The sequence below is a fragment of the Lactobacillus apis genome (assembly GCF_003150935.1).
GTDB classification, from domain to species: domain Bacteria; phylum Bacillota; class Bacilli; order Lactobacillales; family Lactobacillaceae; genus Lactobacillus; species Lactobacillus apis.
This window is the reverse complement of sequence record NZ_CP029476.1, coordinates 1,155,202-1,169,856: the sequence shown is the minus strand read 5'-3', so window position 1 is coordinate 1,169,856 and position 14,655 is coordinate 1,155,202. Positions and strand designations below refer to the sequence as shown.

General features: G+C 37.7%; 19 protein-coding genes, 1 other RNA gene and 1 other annotated feature. All 20 genes read left to right on the top strand.

Annotated features, from left to right (window positions below; all coding sequences use genetic code 11):
* The first annotated feature begins 52 nt into the window (after window positions 1–52).
* The 20 genes from DKL56_RS05665 to yabA all read left to right on the top strand — a co-directional run bounded on the left by DKL56_RS05665 (window position 53) and on the right by yabA (window position 14,648).
* Window positions 53–919, top strand: a complete 867-nt coding sequence (locus DKL56_RS05665; protein ID WP_046307438.1) for a phosphate ABC transporter substrate-binding protein — start codon at window positions 53–55, stop codon at window positions 917–919.
* Window position 920: 1 nt separating this feature from the next.
* Window positions 921–1,913 (top strand): phosphate ABC transporter permease subunit PstC, encoded by a 993-nt coding sequence (gene pstC, locus DKL56_RS05660; RefSeq protein ID WP_046307437.1) that lies wholly within the window; start codon window positions 921–923, stop codon window positions 1,911–1,913.
* 7 nt (window positions 1,914–1,920) lie between these two features.
* Entirely contained in the window at window positions 1,921–2,814 is an 894-nt protein-coding gene (pstA, locus tag DKL56_RS05655; protein WP_046307436.1) for a phosphate ABC transporter permease PstA, read from the top strand.
* Between the two features lie 10 nt (window positions 2,815–2,824).
* Window positions 2,825–3,625 (top strand): phosphate ABC transporter ATP-binding protein PstB, encoded by an 801-nt coding sequence (gene pstB / locus DKL56_RS05650; protein WP_046307435.1) that lies wholly within the window; start codon window positions 2,825–2,827, stop codon window positions 3,623–3,625.
* Window positions 3,626–3,637: 12 nt separating this feature from the next.
* A complete protein-coding gene (gene pstB, locus DKL56_RS05645; RefSeq protein ID WP_046307434.1) occupies window positions 3,638–4,393 on the top strand; it encodes a phosphate ABC transporter ATP-binding protein PstB in 756 nt (251 codons plus the stop codon).
* Window positions 4,394–4,408: 15 nt separating this feature from the next.
* Entirely contained in the window at window positions 4,409–5,140 is a 732-nt protein-coding gene (phoU, locus tag DKL56_RS05640) for a phosphate signaling complex protein PhoU (protein ID WP_046307432.1), read from the top strand.
* A 79-nt stretch (window positions 5,141–5,219) separates the two neighbouring features.
* Window positions 5,220–5,344: a sequence feature (ribosomal protein L10 leader region), on the top strand.
* A 36-nt stretch (window positions 5,345–5,380) separates the two neighbouring features.
* On the top strand, window positions 5,381–5,890 hold the full coding sequence (rplJ, locus tag DKL56_RS05635) for a 50S ribosomal protein L10 (protein ID WP_046307429.1): 510 nt from the start codon (window positions 5,381–5,383) through the stop codon (window positions 5,888–5,890).
* A 49-nt stretch (window positions 5,891–5,939) separates the two neighbouring features.
* On the top strand, window positions 5,940–6,305 hold the full coding sequence (gene rplL / locus DKL56_RS05630; protein WP_046307428.1) for a 50S ribosomal protein L7/L12: 366 nt from the start codon (window positions 5,940–5,942) through the stop codon (window positions 6,303–6,305).
* Window positions 6,306–6,541: 236 nt separating this feature from the next.
* Complete coding sequence (locus DKL56_RS05625) at window positions 6,542–7,471, top strand: SLAP domain-containing protein (protein WP_046307425.1); 930 nt, start codon at window positions 6,542–6,544, stop codon at window positions 7,469–7,471.
* Between the two features lie 570 nt (window positions 7,472–8,041).
* On the top strand, window positions 8,042–8,662 hold the full coding sequence (locus DKL56_RS05620; RefSeq protein ID WP_046307421.1) for a class I SAM-dependent methyltransferase: 621 nt from the start codon (window positions 8,042–8,044) through the stop codon (window positions 8,660–8,662).
* Complete coding sequence (gene tadA / locus DKL56_RS05615; protein ID WP_109715717.1) at window positions 8,662–9,180, top strand: tRNA adenosine(34) deaminase TadA; 519 nt, start codon at window positions 8,662–8,664, stop codon at window positions 9,178–9,180. The genes DKL56_RS05620 and tadA overlap by 1 nt, the downstream gene beginning before the upstream one ends.
* A 28-nt stretch (window positions 9,181–9,208) precedes the next feature.
* An RNA gene (gene ffs / locus DKL56_RS05610) (signal recognition particle sRNA small type) lies at window positions 9,209–9,302 on the top strand.
* 57 nt (window positions 9,303–9,359) lie between these two features.
* Window positions 9,360–11,183, top strand: a complete 1,824-nt coding sequence (dnaX, locus tag DKL56_RS05605; protein ID WP_046307417.1) for a DNA polymerase III subunit gamma/tau — start codon at window positions 9,360–9,362, stop codon at window positions 11,181–11,183.
* A 19-nt stretch (window positions 11,184–11,202) separates the two neighbouring features.
* Window positions 11,203–11,532 carry a YbaB/EbfC family nucleoid-associated protein gene (locus tag DKL56_RS05600; protein ID WP_046307416.1) on the top strand — a complete coding sequence of 110 codons (330 nt, stop codon included), beginning with the start codon at window positions 11,203–11,205 and terminating at the stop codon, window positions 11,530–11,532.
* On the top strand, window positions 11,533–12,132 hold the full coding sequence (recR, locus tag DKL56_RS05595; protein WP_046307414.1) for a recombination mediator RecR: 600 nt from the start codon (window positions 11,533–11,535) through the stop codon (window positions 12,130–12,132).
* On the top strand, window positions 12,132–12,362 hold the full coding sequence (locus tag DKL56_RS05590) for a YaaL family protein (protein ID WP_109715716.1): 231 nt from the start codon (window positions 12,132–12,134) through the stop codon (window positions 12,360–12,362). The genes recR and DKL56_RS05590 overlap by 1 nt, the downstream gene beginning before the upstream one ends.
* Before the next feature lie 102 nt (window positions 12,363–12,464).
* Window positions 12,465–13,112, top strand: coding sequence for a dTMP kinase (gene tmk, locus DKL56_RS05585; protein ID WP_109715715.1), 648 nt, complete (start codon window positions 12,465–12,467; stop codon window positions 13,110–13,112).
* Between the two features lie 5 nt (window positions 13,113–13,117).
* The gene (locus DKL56_RS05580) at window positions 13,118–13,441 is read left to right on the top strand and encodes a cyclic-di-AMP receptor (protein WP_046307408.1); all 324 of its coding nucleotides are present in this window, start codon (window positions 13,118–13,120) and stop codon (window positions 13,439–13,441) included.
* On the top strand, window positions 13,441–14,301 hold the full coding sequence (locus DKL56_RS05575; RefSeq protein ID WP_109715714.1) for a DNA polymerase III subunit delta': 861 nt from the start codon (window positions 13,441–13,443) through the stop codon (window positions 14,299–14,301). The genes DKL56_RS05580 and DKL56_RS05575 overlap by 1 nt, the downstream gene beginning before the upstream one ends.
* 8 nt (window positions 14,302–14,309) lie before the next feature.
* Window positions 14,310–14,648, top strand: coding sequence for a DNA replication initiation control protein YabA (gene yabA, locus DKL56_RS05570; protein WP_046307404.1), 339 nt, complete (start codon window positions 14,310–14,312; stop codon window positions 14,646–14,648).
* The last annotated feature ends 7 nt before the right edge of the window (window positions 14,649–14,655 follow it).

Here is a 14,655-nt window from a genome sequence, read left to right as displayed (position 1 = left end):
AAGATATTTGTTAAACTAAGCATAATCCTATTGTCAAATTGAGGAAAATACAATGCGTAAAGAGAATGTGAGCAAATTGCTGGTAGTCCTTTTGGTTGTGCCGCTGTTTTTAGTGGGTTGCGGTCAAAGTAAGGAAAAGATTACGATTGTTGGATCCAGTGCTTTGCAACCATTGATTGAGCAAGCTGGTAATGATTATCATCTAGCTCATCTTGATAGTAATATCGTTGTTCAAGGCGGTGGTTCAGGAACAGGACTTAGCCAGGTTCAAGCGGGTGCAGTGCAGGTAGGAACGTCTGATGTTTTTGCTGAAACCCAAAAGGGAATAGATGAAAAAAAGCTACAGGACTATCCTGTTGCGATTGTTGGAATTGTCCCGATTGCCAATAAAGGAGTCGGTGTCAAGAACTTGTCCAAGAAGCAATTAGCTGCCATTTTTACAGGAAAAATAACCAATTGGCGACAAGTTGGTGGTAAAAACTTGCCGATTATTGTGATTAACCGCTCTCGCGGCAGTGGTACCAGAACTACTTTTGAAGATTTGATTCTAAATGGTAAGGATGCTGTCAATTCGCAGGAACAGGATTCTAATGGAACAGTCAAAAAGATTGTTAATTCAACACCCGGAACAATTTCATATATCTCATTTCCGTATGCAAATGATGAGAACATTCAGAAAATCAGTATAAACCACGTTCAACCAGTTAATAAGAACATACCCACTAATAAGTGGTCACTTTGGTCATATGAACATATGTATACTAAGGGAAAGCCTAACAAGGCAACCGCTAAGTTTATTAACTATGTCTTAAGTAAAAAGGTACAAAGAGATTTAGTACCTAAGATTGGCTATCTAAGTATTCATGAAATGAAAGTTTCGCGTGATAGTGAAAATAAAGTTACGAAATTAGGTAATTAGTATGTCTAAAAAAGAACAAGACTTACAGGAAGTTGTTGAACAAGCGATTGCTCAACAAAAAGTTCCTCACGTCAAAATTAAGGGGATTAATCCGCATAGTATTGATATTGCGAGGTTAACTAAACCTTCTAAGGAAACCAGACAAGAACGCTGGGGCAAAGGTTTAACTGCTTTAGCAATTTTACTAATCGGTATTCTGATTATCTCCATTATTGGTTTTGTTGGTAGTCATGGTTTAGCAACCTTTTTTACTGATAAAGTTAATATCTTTCATTTTCTGTTCTCGACTGATTGGAATCCAAGTGCTGGTCCTAACCACGTTGGTGCTGCGGCAATGATTGTTACTTCTTTTGCAGTTACGCTACTTGCAGCCCTAATTGCTACTCCTTTTGCAATCGCAGTAGCACTCTTTATGACTGAATACGAATCAGGGAAGAAAGCAAACCTTTTGCAATCAGTTATGGAATTACTGGTTGGTATTCCATCAGTTGTATATGGGTTCCTGGGTTTAACTGTTGTTGTTCCTGCTGTTAGAACTGTCTTTGGTGGAACAGGTTTTGGTATTTTGACGGCCACCTTAATTCTTTTTGTTATGGTGTTACCGACAATTACTTCTCTAACAGTTGATGCTTTTAAGGCAGTTCCAAAGGAGTTACGTAAATCTTCTGCTGCTTTAGGGGCAACGCAGTGGCAAACTATTTACCATGTTGTTTTGAGAGCTGCTCGAGCACGTATTATGACAGCGATTATTTTCGGAATGGCACGTGCTTTTGGTGAAGCTTTAGCTGTTCAGATGGCGATTGGTAATGCAGTCTTAATGCCTTACAACTTGGTCAGTCCAGCAGCAACCTTAACTAGTCAATTAACTAGTCAAATGGGTAATACAGTTATGGGCACACTGCCTAACAATGCACTATGGAGTTTGGCATTACTACTATTAATAATGTCATTAGTGTTCAACTTCTTGGTACACTTAATTGGAAAGAAGAGTTAGTAGTAAAATGAATTCAAAGAGAAATGATCGCATCGCTACTGGCGTTATCTATTTGTTAGTTGGCATCGTAATCCTACTTTTAGTTGGTATTATTGGAAACATCTTAATTTCTGGTGTACCACATTTATCATGGCACTTTTTAACTTCTGCTTCTTCTTCATTTGAAGCTGGCGGGGGAATAAGAGATCAACTGTTTAATTCACTTTATTTGTTGATTTTAACTTTATTGATCTCACTACCAATTGCTTTGGGTGCAGCAATCTACTTAGCTGAATATGCGAAGGACAATTGGGTGACCCAATTAATTAGAACTACGATAGAAATTCTTAGCTCGCTTCCTTCAATTGTTGTTGGACTTTTTGGCTATTTACTATTTGTCGTTCAATTTGGCCTTGGCTTTTCAATTATTGCCGGTGCGTTGGCTTTAACATTTTTTAACTTACCAATTTTGACCAGTAACATTGAAGAAGCAATTAAAGGTGTGCCACAAACTCAGCGTGAAGCCGGCTGGGCCCTTGGCTTATCCAACTGGAAAACAATCCGTGGTATCGTCTTGCCTGCAGCACTTCCAGGTATTATAACAGGTATCATCCTAAGCGCTGGACGTGTTTTTGGTGAGGCAGCTGCTTTAATTTATACTGCTGGACAAAGTGGTTCAACTGTTGATTATTCTAATTGGAATATGTTCAGTCCAACCAGCTTTTTAAACGTAATGCGTCCGGCTGAGACCTTGGCTGTCCATATTTGGAAAGTTAACACTGAGGGGATCATTCCCGATGTCACAGTCGTTTCAGCTGCTACTTCTGCCTTATTGGTTATTGTAGTCATTATCTTTAATTTTGGCGCTCGTGCGTTGGGTAATTGGTTATACAATCGCTTGACCGCTGCTAAAATTAAATAAGGAAAATTCTATGGAAAATTGGCAAACTCAAAAGACTTACATTAAGACTTTTAAAGACGAAGATTGTGCTATTTACACTGAGGACTTAAGTGTTTTTTATGGCGGTACAATTCAAAAATTATTTGATGTAAGTCTAGGATTTAAGAAAAACACGATTACAGCACTAATTGGTGCTTCAGGTTCAGGGAAATCAACTTTTTTACGATCGTTAAACCGCATGAATGACCGTGTAGCGCGTGTAGATGGCAAGATTATGTTTCATGATCTTGATGTAAATCAGCAGAAAATCAATGTTTATGAACTGCGCAAGGCGATTGGGATGGTCTTTCAAAAGCCTAACCCGTTTCCTAAGTCAATCAGGGAAAATATAACATATGCGCTAAAGGCTAATGGTCAACAAGATAAACAAAAGCTTGAGCAAATTGTTGAGGAAAGTTTGCGAGCTGCTGCATTGTGGGATGAAGTTAAAGATAAACTTGATAAGAGTGCCTTAGCTCTTTCTGGTGGGCAGCAGCAGCGTTTGTGTATTGCAAGAGCAATCGCACTGAAACCTGAAATTTTGCTCTTAGATGAGCCAGCAAGTGCTCTAGATCCAGTTTCAACTGCTAAGTTGGAAGATACTTTAAAGCAATTGCGTAAGAAGTACACGATGGTAATGGTTACGCACAATATGCAGCAAGCATCCAGAATCAGTGAGTACACTGCTTTCTTTCATTTAGGACATGCACTTGAATATGATACGACTACAAATATTTTCACTAATCCACAAGGTGAGATTACTGAAAAGTACATTCAAGGTAGTTTTGGCTAAAGGAGCGATCATATGACAAATATTATGGAGGCCCAAAACGTCAAATTAAGTTATGGCAAATTTGAGGCGTTGCATGGCATCAGTCTTAACTTTCCAGAAAAGCAGTTAACTGCTTTGATTGGTCCGTCAGGATGCGGAAAATCAACCTTTTTAAGATGCTTGAACCGGATGAATGATGACATTGATAATATCAACATTACAGGTAAGATTTTGCTTGAAGGTGAAGATATTTATCGTGCCAAACTGGATTTAGTTGCATTACGTAAAAAAGTGGGAATGGTTTTCCAACAACCTACACCTTTTCCCTTTCCAGTTTATGACAATGTTGCCTACGGCTTAAGGGTTGCAGGAGTTAAGGATAAACAATTAATTGATCAACGAGTTGAAGAAAGCTTAAAGCAGGCGGCGATTTGGGATGAAACCAAGGATAACTTGCAGCGTAATGCCCAGGAGTTTTCCGGGGGACAGCAACAGCGAATCTGTATTGCACGTGCGTTAGCTGTCAGACCTGAAGTGGTTTTACTCGATGAGCCGACTTCAGCACTTGATCCAATCTCAAGTGCTGAAATTGAAGAAACTTTGATGGGCTTAAAAAAGAAGTATACATTCATTATGGTTACACACAACTTGCAACAAGCGAGTCGTGTTTCTGATCAGGTTGCTTTTCTAATGGATGGCGAACTGATTGAGTCTGGGTCAACCGAGCAAATGTTTTTGGCCCCTAAGAAAGAAATAACTAGTAATTATCTTAATGGCCGTTTTGGCTAAATTTGGAGGTGGATCATGCACGAAATATTTTTGGATGAACTGAAAAAGTTAAACACACAATTTATGGAAATGGGAGTACAGGTCAATGAGTTAATTGACAAGGGTACTCGTTCATTTGTTGACCATAATAAAAAGATGGCTCAAGAAATGATTGAACAAGATAAGGTTGTTGCCAAAGAAGCAATTACAATCGAAAAAAAGGCCCTTGATCTGATGGCATTGCAGCAACCAGTTGCAACTGACTTCCGTGTGGTAATCAGTATTTTAAAAGCAACTACTGACTTAGAACGAATTGGTGAGAATGCCAATAGTATTGCCGTTGAAACAGTTAGAGTGAAGGGTAATCCTCGTATTCCTGATGTTGAGGAAATAATTTCACGTATGACACACCAAGTACGTACGATGTTAATCAAAGTATTGACTGCATATGTTCAAGATGATGAAAAGACTGCTCGTGAAATGCTTGATGGCCATGCAGATGTTCATTATGACTACCGCAAGGCTAGAAAAATGATCATTGATGGTGTTAAAAAAGACCCTAATGTTGCCGTTGCTTCAGCAAGTTATTTTGTCATCATTCGTTTGCTAGAACGAATCAGTGATCACATTGTTAACTTAGCAAGTTGGGTTATTTACAAGTCTTCCGGTGATTTATTTGAATTAATCAATTCAGAGAAGGAAACTTCTTCTGAAAAGGAAATCAAGGAAGAGGTTCCAAAGAAGAGCAAAAAGACTAAAAAGAAATAAAGCTTAAAGGGAACTATTACAGTAGTTCCTTTTTATTCGCAGAATTATTGCTTGCATTTAAAAAGTAACCCTGCTATAGTTAATAGAGTGAATTCTACCTAAGACTCGGGTGGCTAACGCCTTAATATCCCGCCGAGGCCAGAAGATTATGAAGATTTTAAATGCTCCATGTCTTTGTTGGCATGGAGTTTTTTAGGCCTTATAGAATTTATCAAAAAAATTTAACGGAGGTGAATTCGATTGAGTAAAGCTGCTATTGCTGAAAAAGAAAAGTTCGTTGATGCGTTCGCTGAAGATCTTAAAGCTGCAAAAGCTATTTTGGTAATTAATTACCTTGGTTTAACTGTTGAAGAAGTTACTAACATGCGTAAGGAACTTCGTGATAACGGTGTTAAAATGAAGGTTGTTAAGAACACTTACCTAAGACGTGCTGCTGCTAAGGCTGGCATTGAAGGTCTTGAAGATACTTTTGTTGGACCTACAGCTGTTGTTTATACTGATAATGCTGATGACATCACTGAACCAGCTCGTATTGTTTCAAAATACGAAGATGACTTTGATGTTATTGACATTAAGGGTGGTGTGCTTGAAGGTAAGGTAACTTCTAAGGAAGATATCAAGGCTCTTGCTGCCATTCCAGGACGCGAAGGATTACTATCAATGCTTGTTTCTGTATTACAAGCACCTGTACGTAACGTCGCTTACGCTATTAACGCTGTTGCCGATTCAAAAGACGAATCTGCTGAATAAATATAATGTAATTTATATCTAATAAAAATATTTCGGAGGATATATAAATATGGCTTTAGATACTGAAAAGATTATTGAAGATTTAAAGAATGCTTCAATTCTTGAATTAAATGACCTTGTAAAGGCTATTGAAGATGAATTTGGCGTTTCTGCTGCTGCACCAGTTGCTGCTGCAGGTGCTGCCGGTGGTGAAGCTGCTGCTAAGTCAAGCTACGATGTTGAATTAACAGAAGCTGGTCAAGAAAAGGTTAAAGTTATCAAGGTTGTTCGTGACCTTACTGGACTTGGCCTTAAGGATTCAAAGGACCTTGTCGATGGTGCTCCTAAGAACGTTAAAGAAGGCGTTTCTGAAGACGAAGCTAACGACATCAAGGCTAAGCTTGAAGAAGTTGGTGCTTCAGTAACTTTGAAATAGTTACAGTCCAACTGGACAAGCTAAATAGAAAAAGCGTAATCCCAATATGTTTGGGGTTGCGCTTTTTTGTTTGTAAAAATATAACCTTTTATAATCAGCTTAATTTTTAAAATAATTAATCATACTCATTGGTTTGTAATATAATTGGCTTTATAGTAAAAGTATACAAAGTAGTTAGTGTATTTGTATTTACTAGGAGTTTTTTTATTAAAAATAATCAAGAATGGAGAAAACTAATGAGAAAAAATAAATGTCGCCAAGCTTTAACAGCACTTGTGGCAATTACAAGTTTGGGAAGCTGCCTAGCATTAAATGCAGAGCCTTCAGAAGCTAAAAAGGTAACTAATAGAACAGAGCTAACTGTTCCGGCCGCAAAGATAGGTCGTATTACCAAAAAGACAAGTTTGTATAATGGAAAAGGCCGCAAAATAAAAAAATCAACCTTAAAAAAGGGTGAAAAATTAGCATTAGTTGGTAAAGTAAAGATTAATAAGAAAAAGTACTATAGGGTTGGCTACAATAAATATGTTTTAGCTAAGTATGTAACTATTATCAAGGCAAAGCCAACATCACATGAGGATACTACCATTACAAGTGCAAACACACCTGTAACACCGACTACACCAAATACTAATACGACGCAAAAAACATCAACTACACCGAAGACACCAAGTAAGTCTGAGGATGACGCGGTAAGCAATTTCTCAATTTCTGATTTTAGAAAAGCATTTTTGGATGGTTTAAATGCTGAAAGGGCAAAACGCGGCCTTTCAGCAGTATCAGAGGATTCTCACTACGATGAAGTAGTTCAGGAACGAACAAAGCTGTTGCCAAATAATTTTTCTCACTTTGACTCAAACAATAACTTCATTCTTGAAAAGTGCTTTGAAGATGCAAACATTAAAAGTGCAAGTGTTGCAGAATGTATCGCAATGTTCCCATGGGGTGTTAGTGTTGACCATTCTACCAATCAGCTTGTACAGGCAAAGAATGCTTCAAGTGCTTTGGTTGCTCAAGGGATGCTTTACGAATATATTTATAACGATGCAGCTTCTAACTGGGGTCACCGTGATATCTTGCTAAATCCAAAAGACAAGACAATTGGTTTGGGTGCAGTTATCGGACAAAGTGATCAAATTTATTCCTCTGTAGGAGTTACTTATTAAATAAGCTAATATAGGGACAAACTTGTTAATAAAACAAGTTTGTCTTTTTTATTAACATGGGCAAAGTGAGTTAATATATCTTACTACATGATATATTAATTTTCCTCTTCTTAAATTATAATTTTAGTATGAGTAATTTACAAAAGAGGATTTAATGGAAGAAAAGAGAATATTCACTTTTGTCTATCTTTATTAGTTTCAGCTTTTTTCTTTGGAAAAAGTGTTTCTGTGAGTGCAGCTAGTACTGATAATGCAAATGAACAAAACAAGACTAACGTAACAGAAGAAAAGAACAATAAAGTTCCAAAAATAGATTCAAAAAATGTAGCAATTCACGAAAAAAGTTAGCTAGAATTATATAAGAACTTTAAATTAAAGCCTTAAACTCCGAAATTAGATAGCTTCGGGGTTTTATTTTATCCTAAAATGTCTGCAAAATTGTCATTAATAATTGCAGAAGAATACCGCTAAGTAATGAAGTGGATTTTTTGTTCTTTCTAATTTGCAAAAGTAAAATGGTTCGTTAAAATTATTTACAGTAAAACTGTTTAAAAAAGAAACGAGTAAATAATGAGTGACCAAGAAAATCAAATGTATTACGCTGCTAATCCTACAGCTAAGCATGATGAGCATATAATTGATTATCAGATAAACAATATTGATCTAAAATTTACAACAGATGCAGGCGTTTTTTCAAAAATGCGTGTAGATTATGGTTCAGGCGTTTTAATCAAACAAATGGCCGAAGTTGATTTTCCAAGTAGTAACATCTTAGACGTTGGTGCTGGCTATGGTCCGATTGGTCTCTTTGCAGCCAAGTTTTGGCCTGAGCAAACCGTTGATTTAGTTGATGTAAATGAACGTGGTCTTAACTTGGCAGTCCAAAATGCCGAAGTAAATGGCATCACTAATGTTAATATCTACAAATCGGATGTGTATGATGAAGTTCCCAGTGAACGGAAATTTGGTTTAATTGTTACCAATCCCCCAATTCGGGCAGGGAAAAAGGTTGTTTCAAGTATTTTAGCTGGTGCAAAGGACCATTTAGTTGAAGATGGTGTTTTACTGGTCGTTATCCAGAAAAAGCAGGGAGAACCGAGCGCACGTAAGCTGCTGAAAGAAACTTTTGGCAACTGCACAATTCTAATTCGTGATAAGGGTTACTACGTTATACAGGCGGTGAATTCCTAATGTCTTTTTCAAGTGAAGAAAAGAAAAAATACATGCAATTAGCTTTTGAACAGGCTCGAAAAGCTGAGGCAAAAGGAGAAGTTCCGATTGGTGCAATTTTGGTTGCCCCTGAAGGACAGGTAATTGGTGAGGGTTATAATCGTAGAGAGCTTGATCAAGATGCAACGCAGCATGCTGAAATGATGGCAATCCGGCAGGGATGTGAAAAACTAAAAACTTGGCGTCTGCTTGATTGCAGTCTTTTTATAACTTTGGAACCATGCCCAATGTGTGCAGGGGCAATCATTAATTCTAGAATAAAAAACGTCTTCTATGGTGCGCTTGATCCTAAGGCAGGTGCAGCTGGTAGCGTAGTTAACTTGTTTGAAGTGAGCAAGTTTAATCATCATCCCAACGTAATTCGAGGCTTATACCGAGATGAAGCAAGTCAGATGCTCAAATCTTTTTTTAGGGAGATCAGAAACAAGCAAAAAGAAGCTAAAATGGGAATGGAAAATAGCAAAAATTCTGTAAATTAGTGGAAAAAAATCTCAAAGTACGTTAGTATATCTATTGGGCAATGTTTGGCTTCCAAAGCGTGTCAGGACCGGAAGGTAGCAGCACTAAGGTCGTTCAGGCATGTGCCTTTTATTAGACATTAACAAACTCTTAACTCTTTCGAAGAGTTAAGAGTTTTTTACTAGAGAAAGATAAATCAATGGCTTATCAAGCGTTATACCGCAAATGGCGACCACGCACTTTTGACAGTGTTATTGGTCAAGAAGATATTACGAATACTTTGAAAAATGCGATTAAGCGCGGCACGATTTCACATGCTTTTTTATTTGCAGGACCGCGCGGTACAGGTAAGACTTCGTGTGCCAAGATTTTTGCCAAGGCACTCAACTGTACTAACCTTCAAGATGGCGAACCATGTAATGAGTGCGAGAACTGTCTTGCTGCTGATAAGGGTGCGATGGCTGATATCATGGAAATTGATGCGGCCTCGAATAATGGGGTCGATGAAATCCGTGAAATACGTGATAAGGTTAAATACGCTCCAACTCAGGGGAAATACAAAGTCTACATTATCGATGAGGTTCATATGCTTTCAATGGGGGCATTCAATGCTTTATTGAAGACTTTGGAAGAGCCACCTGAGCATGTTGTCTTTATTTTAGCGACTACTGAATTACAAAAAGTCCCAGCTACAATTATTTCTAGAACGCAGCGCTATAACTTTAAGCGAATTTCGCAAGCTGACCTTGAAAAGAGGATGAAGTATATCCTTGATCAAGAAAATATCAAATATGATGATAAAGCCCTTGCTGTAATCGCCGAAGTAGCTGATGGTGGGATGAGGGATGCTCTTAGTATCCTTGATCAATTGCTCAGTTATGAAAATGATTCGGTTGAGTATGATGCGGCACTTGAAATCACTGGCTTTGCTGCCAAAGAAAAAATTGAACAGATTTTATTAGCAATTTTAAATAAAGATGCAAGCCAAGCTCTTGCTTTAGCCCAGACAGAATTGCAGAATGGTGCGAGCTCAAAAAATATATTAGATGAGTTAATTGATATGGCCACGAACGCTTTGATTTTGCTAAAAGCTGGTGGTGAAAATAAAAGTAACTTTTTAAGTCAGGATTTCGTTGAGCAGATTAAGGATATTCCTGAACAACGCTACTTTAATTTAATTGCATCTGCCAACACTGCGCTAAATGATTTGCGGTATACTAATCAGCAGCAAATTCCCTTAGAGGTCTTCTTGGTTGAAAGTACTAATCAGGAAGTAGTGCCAAACGCTGCAGCCACGCCCGCTACTTCCCCAGTAGTAGAAAAGCAGGCAGCTGACGGTCAAGAACTGCAAGCTGAAGTAACTGCGCTTAAAAAGCAAGTGGTTGAATTAACTGAAAAAGTTGCTAAGCTTGGTAAAACGCAAAACGTAAACAGCGACCGCATTTTCCACCTTGATACTGAGATATCAAATGTAGGAAAAATGTCCCAACCTTCTGAAGAAGTTGCTAAACCTAAAAATCATAAAAAGAAGGTTCGCAACGATCAACATGCAGACGAGCAGAATCGCAAACAGGTCTATCATGTTTTGGAAAATGCTACTAAAAAAGATCTACAGGCAATCAAAGATGTATGGCCAGATTTGCAATCTGTTTTAGCTGTTTCGCAGCGAGCACTGCTTGATGTGCTTGAGCCTGTGGCGGCTAGTCCGGATCAGGTAGTGATGAAATGCAAATATGCGCTTTGGTTTGAAAAAGCTAGCTCTGATGATGATCTGCTTGATATTTTGACTGATCAGATTGCGAAATTTACTAAGCATGAGTACCAAATTGTGCTTGTTCCGGATAAGGACTGGTTCACAGTTCGGAAGGAATTTTTACAGTCGCACAGGGATGAACTACTTAAGCGGCAGAAGCAATCTGGTATTGAAGAGTCGGGAGCAGAAGAGCCAGTGCAAGAGAATAACGATGAAGTTGTTCAAAAAGCGAAAGACTTATTTGGTGACGCTGTTAATATTAAGGATTAAAATTTAAAGGAGAAAAATAATGAGTAAAAGACCTAATTTTGGTGGTATGGGCGGCATGAACATGCAACAAATGATGAAACAAGCTAAAAAGTTGCAAGAGCAGATGGCCCAAGAGCAACAAACTATCACTGCCCAAGAATTCGTAGGAAAGTCTGCAGATGATATGGTAGTTGCAACCTTTAGTGGTGACCGCAAATTGAAGGATATTAACATTAATAAAGATGCAATTGATCCTGATGATCCGGATATGTTGCAGGATTTGATTATTGATGCTGTTAATAAAGGCTTATCAGAAATTGATGAAGCGACACAGCAAAGTTTAGGTAAATATACGAAGGGTATGATTTAATTGCAATATCCAGCACCAATTGCACATTTGATAGATTCTTATATGAAATTACCTGGAATTGGTGAAAAAACAGCAACCAGGTTAGCTTTTTATACCTTAGATATGCCTGATAAAGATGTTCATGACTTTGGCACTGCTTTGAATGAAGTAAAAGAAAAACTTCATCGCTGTTCAATTTGTGGCAATATTACCGAGCAAGATCCATGTACAATTTGCAGTGATCCAAACCGTGAGCAATCAACAATTATGGTGGTTGAACAACCCAAAGATGTAATGGCATTTGAAGAAATGGGTGAATATAACGGTTTGTACCATGTTCTGCATGGGATTTTGTCGCCAATGGATGGCATTGGACCTGAAGAAATCAACATCAAATCTTTGATTGTTCGTTTGCAAAAACAGGAGCAAGTTAAAGAAGTGATCTTGGCATTAAACTCAACGCCGGAAGGCGAGTCTACTGCAATGTATATTAGTAAATTAATCAAACCATCTGGTATCAAAGTCACACGCTTAGCAGCCGGTTTGGCAGTTGGTAGTGATATTGAATATGCAAATGCAATTACTCTAAAAAGAGCAGTGCAGGGGAGAACTTCAATCTAATGGCACACGATAAGATTAAAAAACTAGGCGATCAGCGGCTGATCGCTACAATTGAAACACTACAAGAAGAAATTGCGATTCAAAAAAGTCTAGATCCAACTACCCTTGACATGTCAGAAGATAATATCATTGTAGGTAAAATATTGCAGGCCAAGTATTCTTTTTTATATGATGAAGCTCGTCATCGACATACAAGATTTAGTGGTTTTACAAATGCAATTTCAGAATAAAAAAGCTCTAATTTAAGGGCTTTTTTATTTTTACTAAAATTAAAGGACCTTGGGGTGTTAATATAAGACAATCTCTTGTAAAATAGACTCATGGAGAGTTTTATGAATAGCTATTTTATCAGTTTCGAAGGGCCTGATGGGTCCGGTAAAAGCACGGTTTTAGAACAAGTGGTTGCCCAAATTGCACCGCTGCTCAAAACACAATATCTAGTAACCCGCGAACCAGGCGGTTCAATAATTGCTGAAAAAATTCGGCAGCTTATTTTGGATCCGACTAATGAAAAAATGGGTGCAAAAACTGAAGCACTATTATATGCAGCTGCTCGTAGTCAGCATATGAGTGAAACAGTAATTCCAGCACTTAAAGCAGGTAAGGTGATTTTTTCTGATCGCTTTGTTGATAGTTCATTGGCATACCAGGGTGCAGGACGTGATCTTGGAATCGATGCAGTTAAGCAAATTAATAATTTTGCAACTAGTGGCATCGAACCGAATCTAACTTTTTTCTTAGATGTTAAGCCTGAAGTTGGTCTTGCACGAATTGAACGTGCTCGCGCGGGTCAGGAAGACCGTTTGGAACAGGAAAAATTAGCCTTTCATCAAAAGGTTTATGAAGGTTATCTTGAAATTAACCGTAAACATCCAGAGCGAATTGCCATTGTCGATGGAGATCGACCGGTTAATCGAGTAGTAGAAGACTGTGTTAATATTATTAAAAAACGGATATCAAAAGATTTGCTAAAGGACTGATTTGAATGAAATTAATAATTGCAATTGTTCAAAGAGAAGATGCTAGCCGGCTGCAACATGCTTTTGCTAAAGAAAACATTCGTGCAACTAAGTTGGCGACAACTGGTGGCTTTTTAAGTGAAGGTAATACAACTTTCTTAATCGGAATTGATGAAAAACACGTCAAGAAAGTGATGCGCTTAATTCAAGGCGAGTCACAAGGACGTGAAGAGTACATGAATCCTAATTTATCAATGACTGGATTTGATGTTAGCAGTCAACCAGTAAAAATCACAGTTGGCGGTGCAACATGCTTTGTACTACCTGTAGAAGAATTTAAGCAATTTTAATGAAAATCGAACTAGCAAAAAGGGGCAAAAAACAAGCCCAGTTTTTACAACATGCTTATGAAGAAAATAAGTTGGCTCATAGCTATTTATTTGTCGATGCAAATGAAAAGCAAGCCTTAAATACGGCATATTGGCTAGCGTGTTTATTCAATTGTACAGGTGAACAAAAACCGGACGGTACTTGTCAAAATTGTCGCCAAATTATCTCTGAAAATAATCCAGATGTGTTGTTAGTTACACCTGAAAATAAACAGAGTTTAGGAATCGATCAGGTTAGAATACTAAAAGAAGAATTAGCAAAGAGCCCAGTTCAAAGTAGCACGCGCTTTTTCATCATTGATGAGGCACAAAAGCTGACTCTAGCTGCAGCTAATGCTCTTCTTAACTTGTTAGAGGAACCAGTCGCTCCAGTGGTTACAATTTTGATTACTAATAATACGGATCAAATTTTACCAACAATTCGTTCGCGTACCCAGATTGTTAATTTTACTGATGGCAAGAAACCTGATAATAAAACGACACTTTTGTTGGAAAATGGTTTTAGCCAAGATGAGATTGATGAATTAGGTAATACTAGTAGTCTTGATCAGGCAATCAAGTATTTTTATCAAGAAATGCTAGAGCACAATTCATTGGCATTGGTAAGTGCGCATAAATTGGCTGAATTGGCTAAAGGCAAGTCCGAGCAAAATTACTTGCTGGTTATGCTAAAGCAAATGGCACAAAAAGATTTAAATAGTGGTAATCAACAGACTGGTGCAAGAATGCTGAAGTACTTAGTGGAAATTGACAAAATGCAATATAGCAATGTTAGTTTTCGTAATCTTCTTGATTATCTTGCTTTGCAGTGGAAAAGGTAGGTGTTTTTATGGTTGATTCTTATTCAAAATTAGAGCAGCTCCATGAATCGATGGTTAGTATGACTAAAACCATTGAAAGCTTGGAAAATAGTATCTTAGATACACTTAGAGAAAATACAGAACTTAAAGTCGAAAATCAGTTGTTGCGTGAAAAAATGGATAAGATGAGCAATGCCCATAACAACACGATTAAGACGCAAAGTGGTCTTGAATCTTTACGCAAAATATACAATTCAGGTTATCACATCTGCAATATGTACTATGGTTCTCATCGTGATCCTAGTTCGGATTGCATGTTTTGCTTAGATATTTTAGACAATTTTGGTGAAAAGAAGAAAAAACATTAAGGACTTG

Excerpts from the sequence above, each read along its gene's own strand:
- yabA (WP_046307404.1), top strand. The coding sequence starts at position 14,310 with ATGGTTGATTCTTATTCAAAATTAGAGCAGCTCCATGAATCGATGGTT.
- pstC (WP_046307437.1), top strand. The coding sequence starts at position 921 with ATGTCTAAAAAAGAACAAGACTTACAGGAAGTTGTTGAACAAGCGATT.
- pstB (WP_046307435.1), top strand. The coding sequence starts at position 2,825 with ATGGAAAATTGGCAAACTCAAAAGACTTACATTAAGACTTTTAAAGAC.
- pstA (WP_046307436.1), top strand. The coding sequence starts at position 1,921 with ATGAATTCAAAGAGAAATGATCGCATCGCTACTGGCGTTATCTATTTG.
- dnaX (WP_046307417.1), top strand. The coding sequence starts at position 9,360 with ATGGCTTATCAAGCGTTATACCGCAAATGGCGACCACGCACTTTTGAC.
- DKL56_RS05575 (WP_109715714.1), top strand. The coding sequence starts at position 13,441 with ATGAAAATCGAACTAGCAAAAAGGGGCAAAAAACAAGCCCAGTTTTTA.
- rplL (WP_046307428.1), top strand. The coding sequence starts at position 5,940 with ATGGCTTTAGATACTGAAAAGATTATTGAAGATTTAAAGAATGCTTCA.
- DKL56_RS05620 (WP_046307421.1), top strand. The coding sequence starts at position 8,042 with ATGAGTGACCAAGAAAATCAAATGTATTACGCTGCTAATCCTACAGCT.
- DKL56_RS05580 (WP_046307408.1), top strand. The coding sequence starts at position 13,118 with ATGAAATTAATAATTGCAATTGTTCAAAGAGAAGATGCTAGCCGGCTG.
- tmk (WP_109715715.1), top strand. The coding sequence starts at position 12,465 with ATGAATAGCTATTTTATCAGTTTCGAAGGGCCTGATGGGTCCGGTAAA.
- phoU (WP_046307432.1), top strand. The coding sequence starts at position 4,409 with ATGCACGAAATATTTTTGGATGAACTGAAAAAGTTAAACACACAATTT.
- DKL56_RS05625 (WP_046307425.1), top strand. The coding sequence starts at position 6,542 with ATGAGAAAAAATAAATGTCGCCAAGCTTTAACAGCACTTGTGGCAATT.
- DKL56_RS05600 (WP_046307416.1), top strand. The coding sequence starts at position 11,203 with ATGAGTAAAAGACCTAATTTTGGTGGTATGGGCGGCATGAACATGCAA.
- tadA (WP_109715717.1), top strand. The coding sequence starts at position 8,662 with ATGTCTTTTTCAAGTGAAGAAAAGAAAAAATACATGCAATTAGCTTTT.
- DKL56_RS05665 (WP_046307438.1), top strand. The coding sequence starts at position 53 with ATGCGTAAAGAGAATGTGAGCAAATTGCTGGTAGTCCTTTTGGTTGTG.
- DKL56_RS05590 (WP_109715716.1), top strand. The coding sequence starts at position 12,132 with ATGGCACACGATAAGATTAAAAAACTAGGCGATCAGCGGCTGATCGCT.
- pstB (WP_046307434.1), top strand. The coding sequence starts at position 3,638 with ATGACAAATATTATGGAGGCCCAAAACGTCAAATTAAGTTATGGCAAA.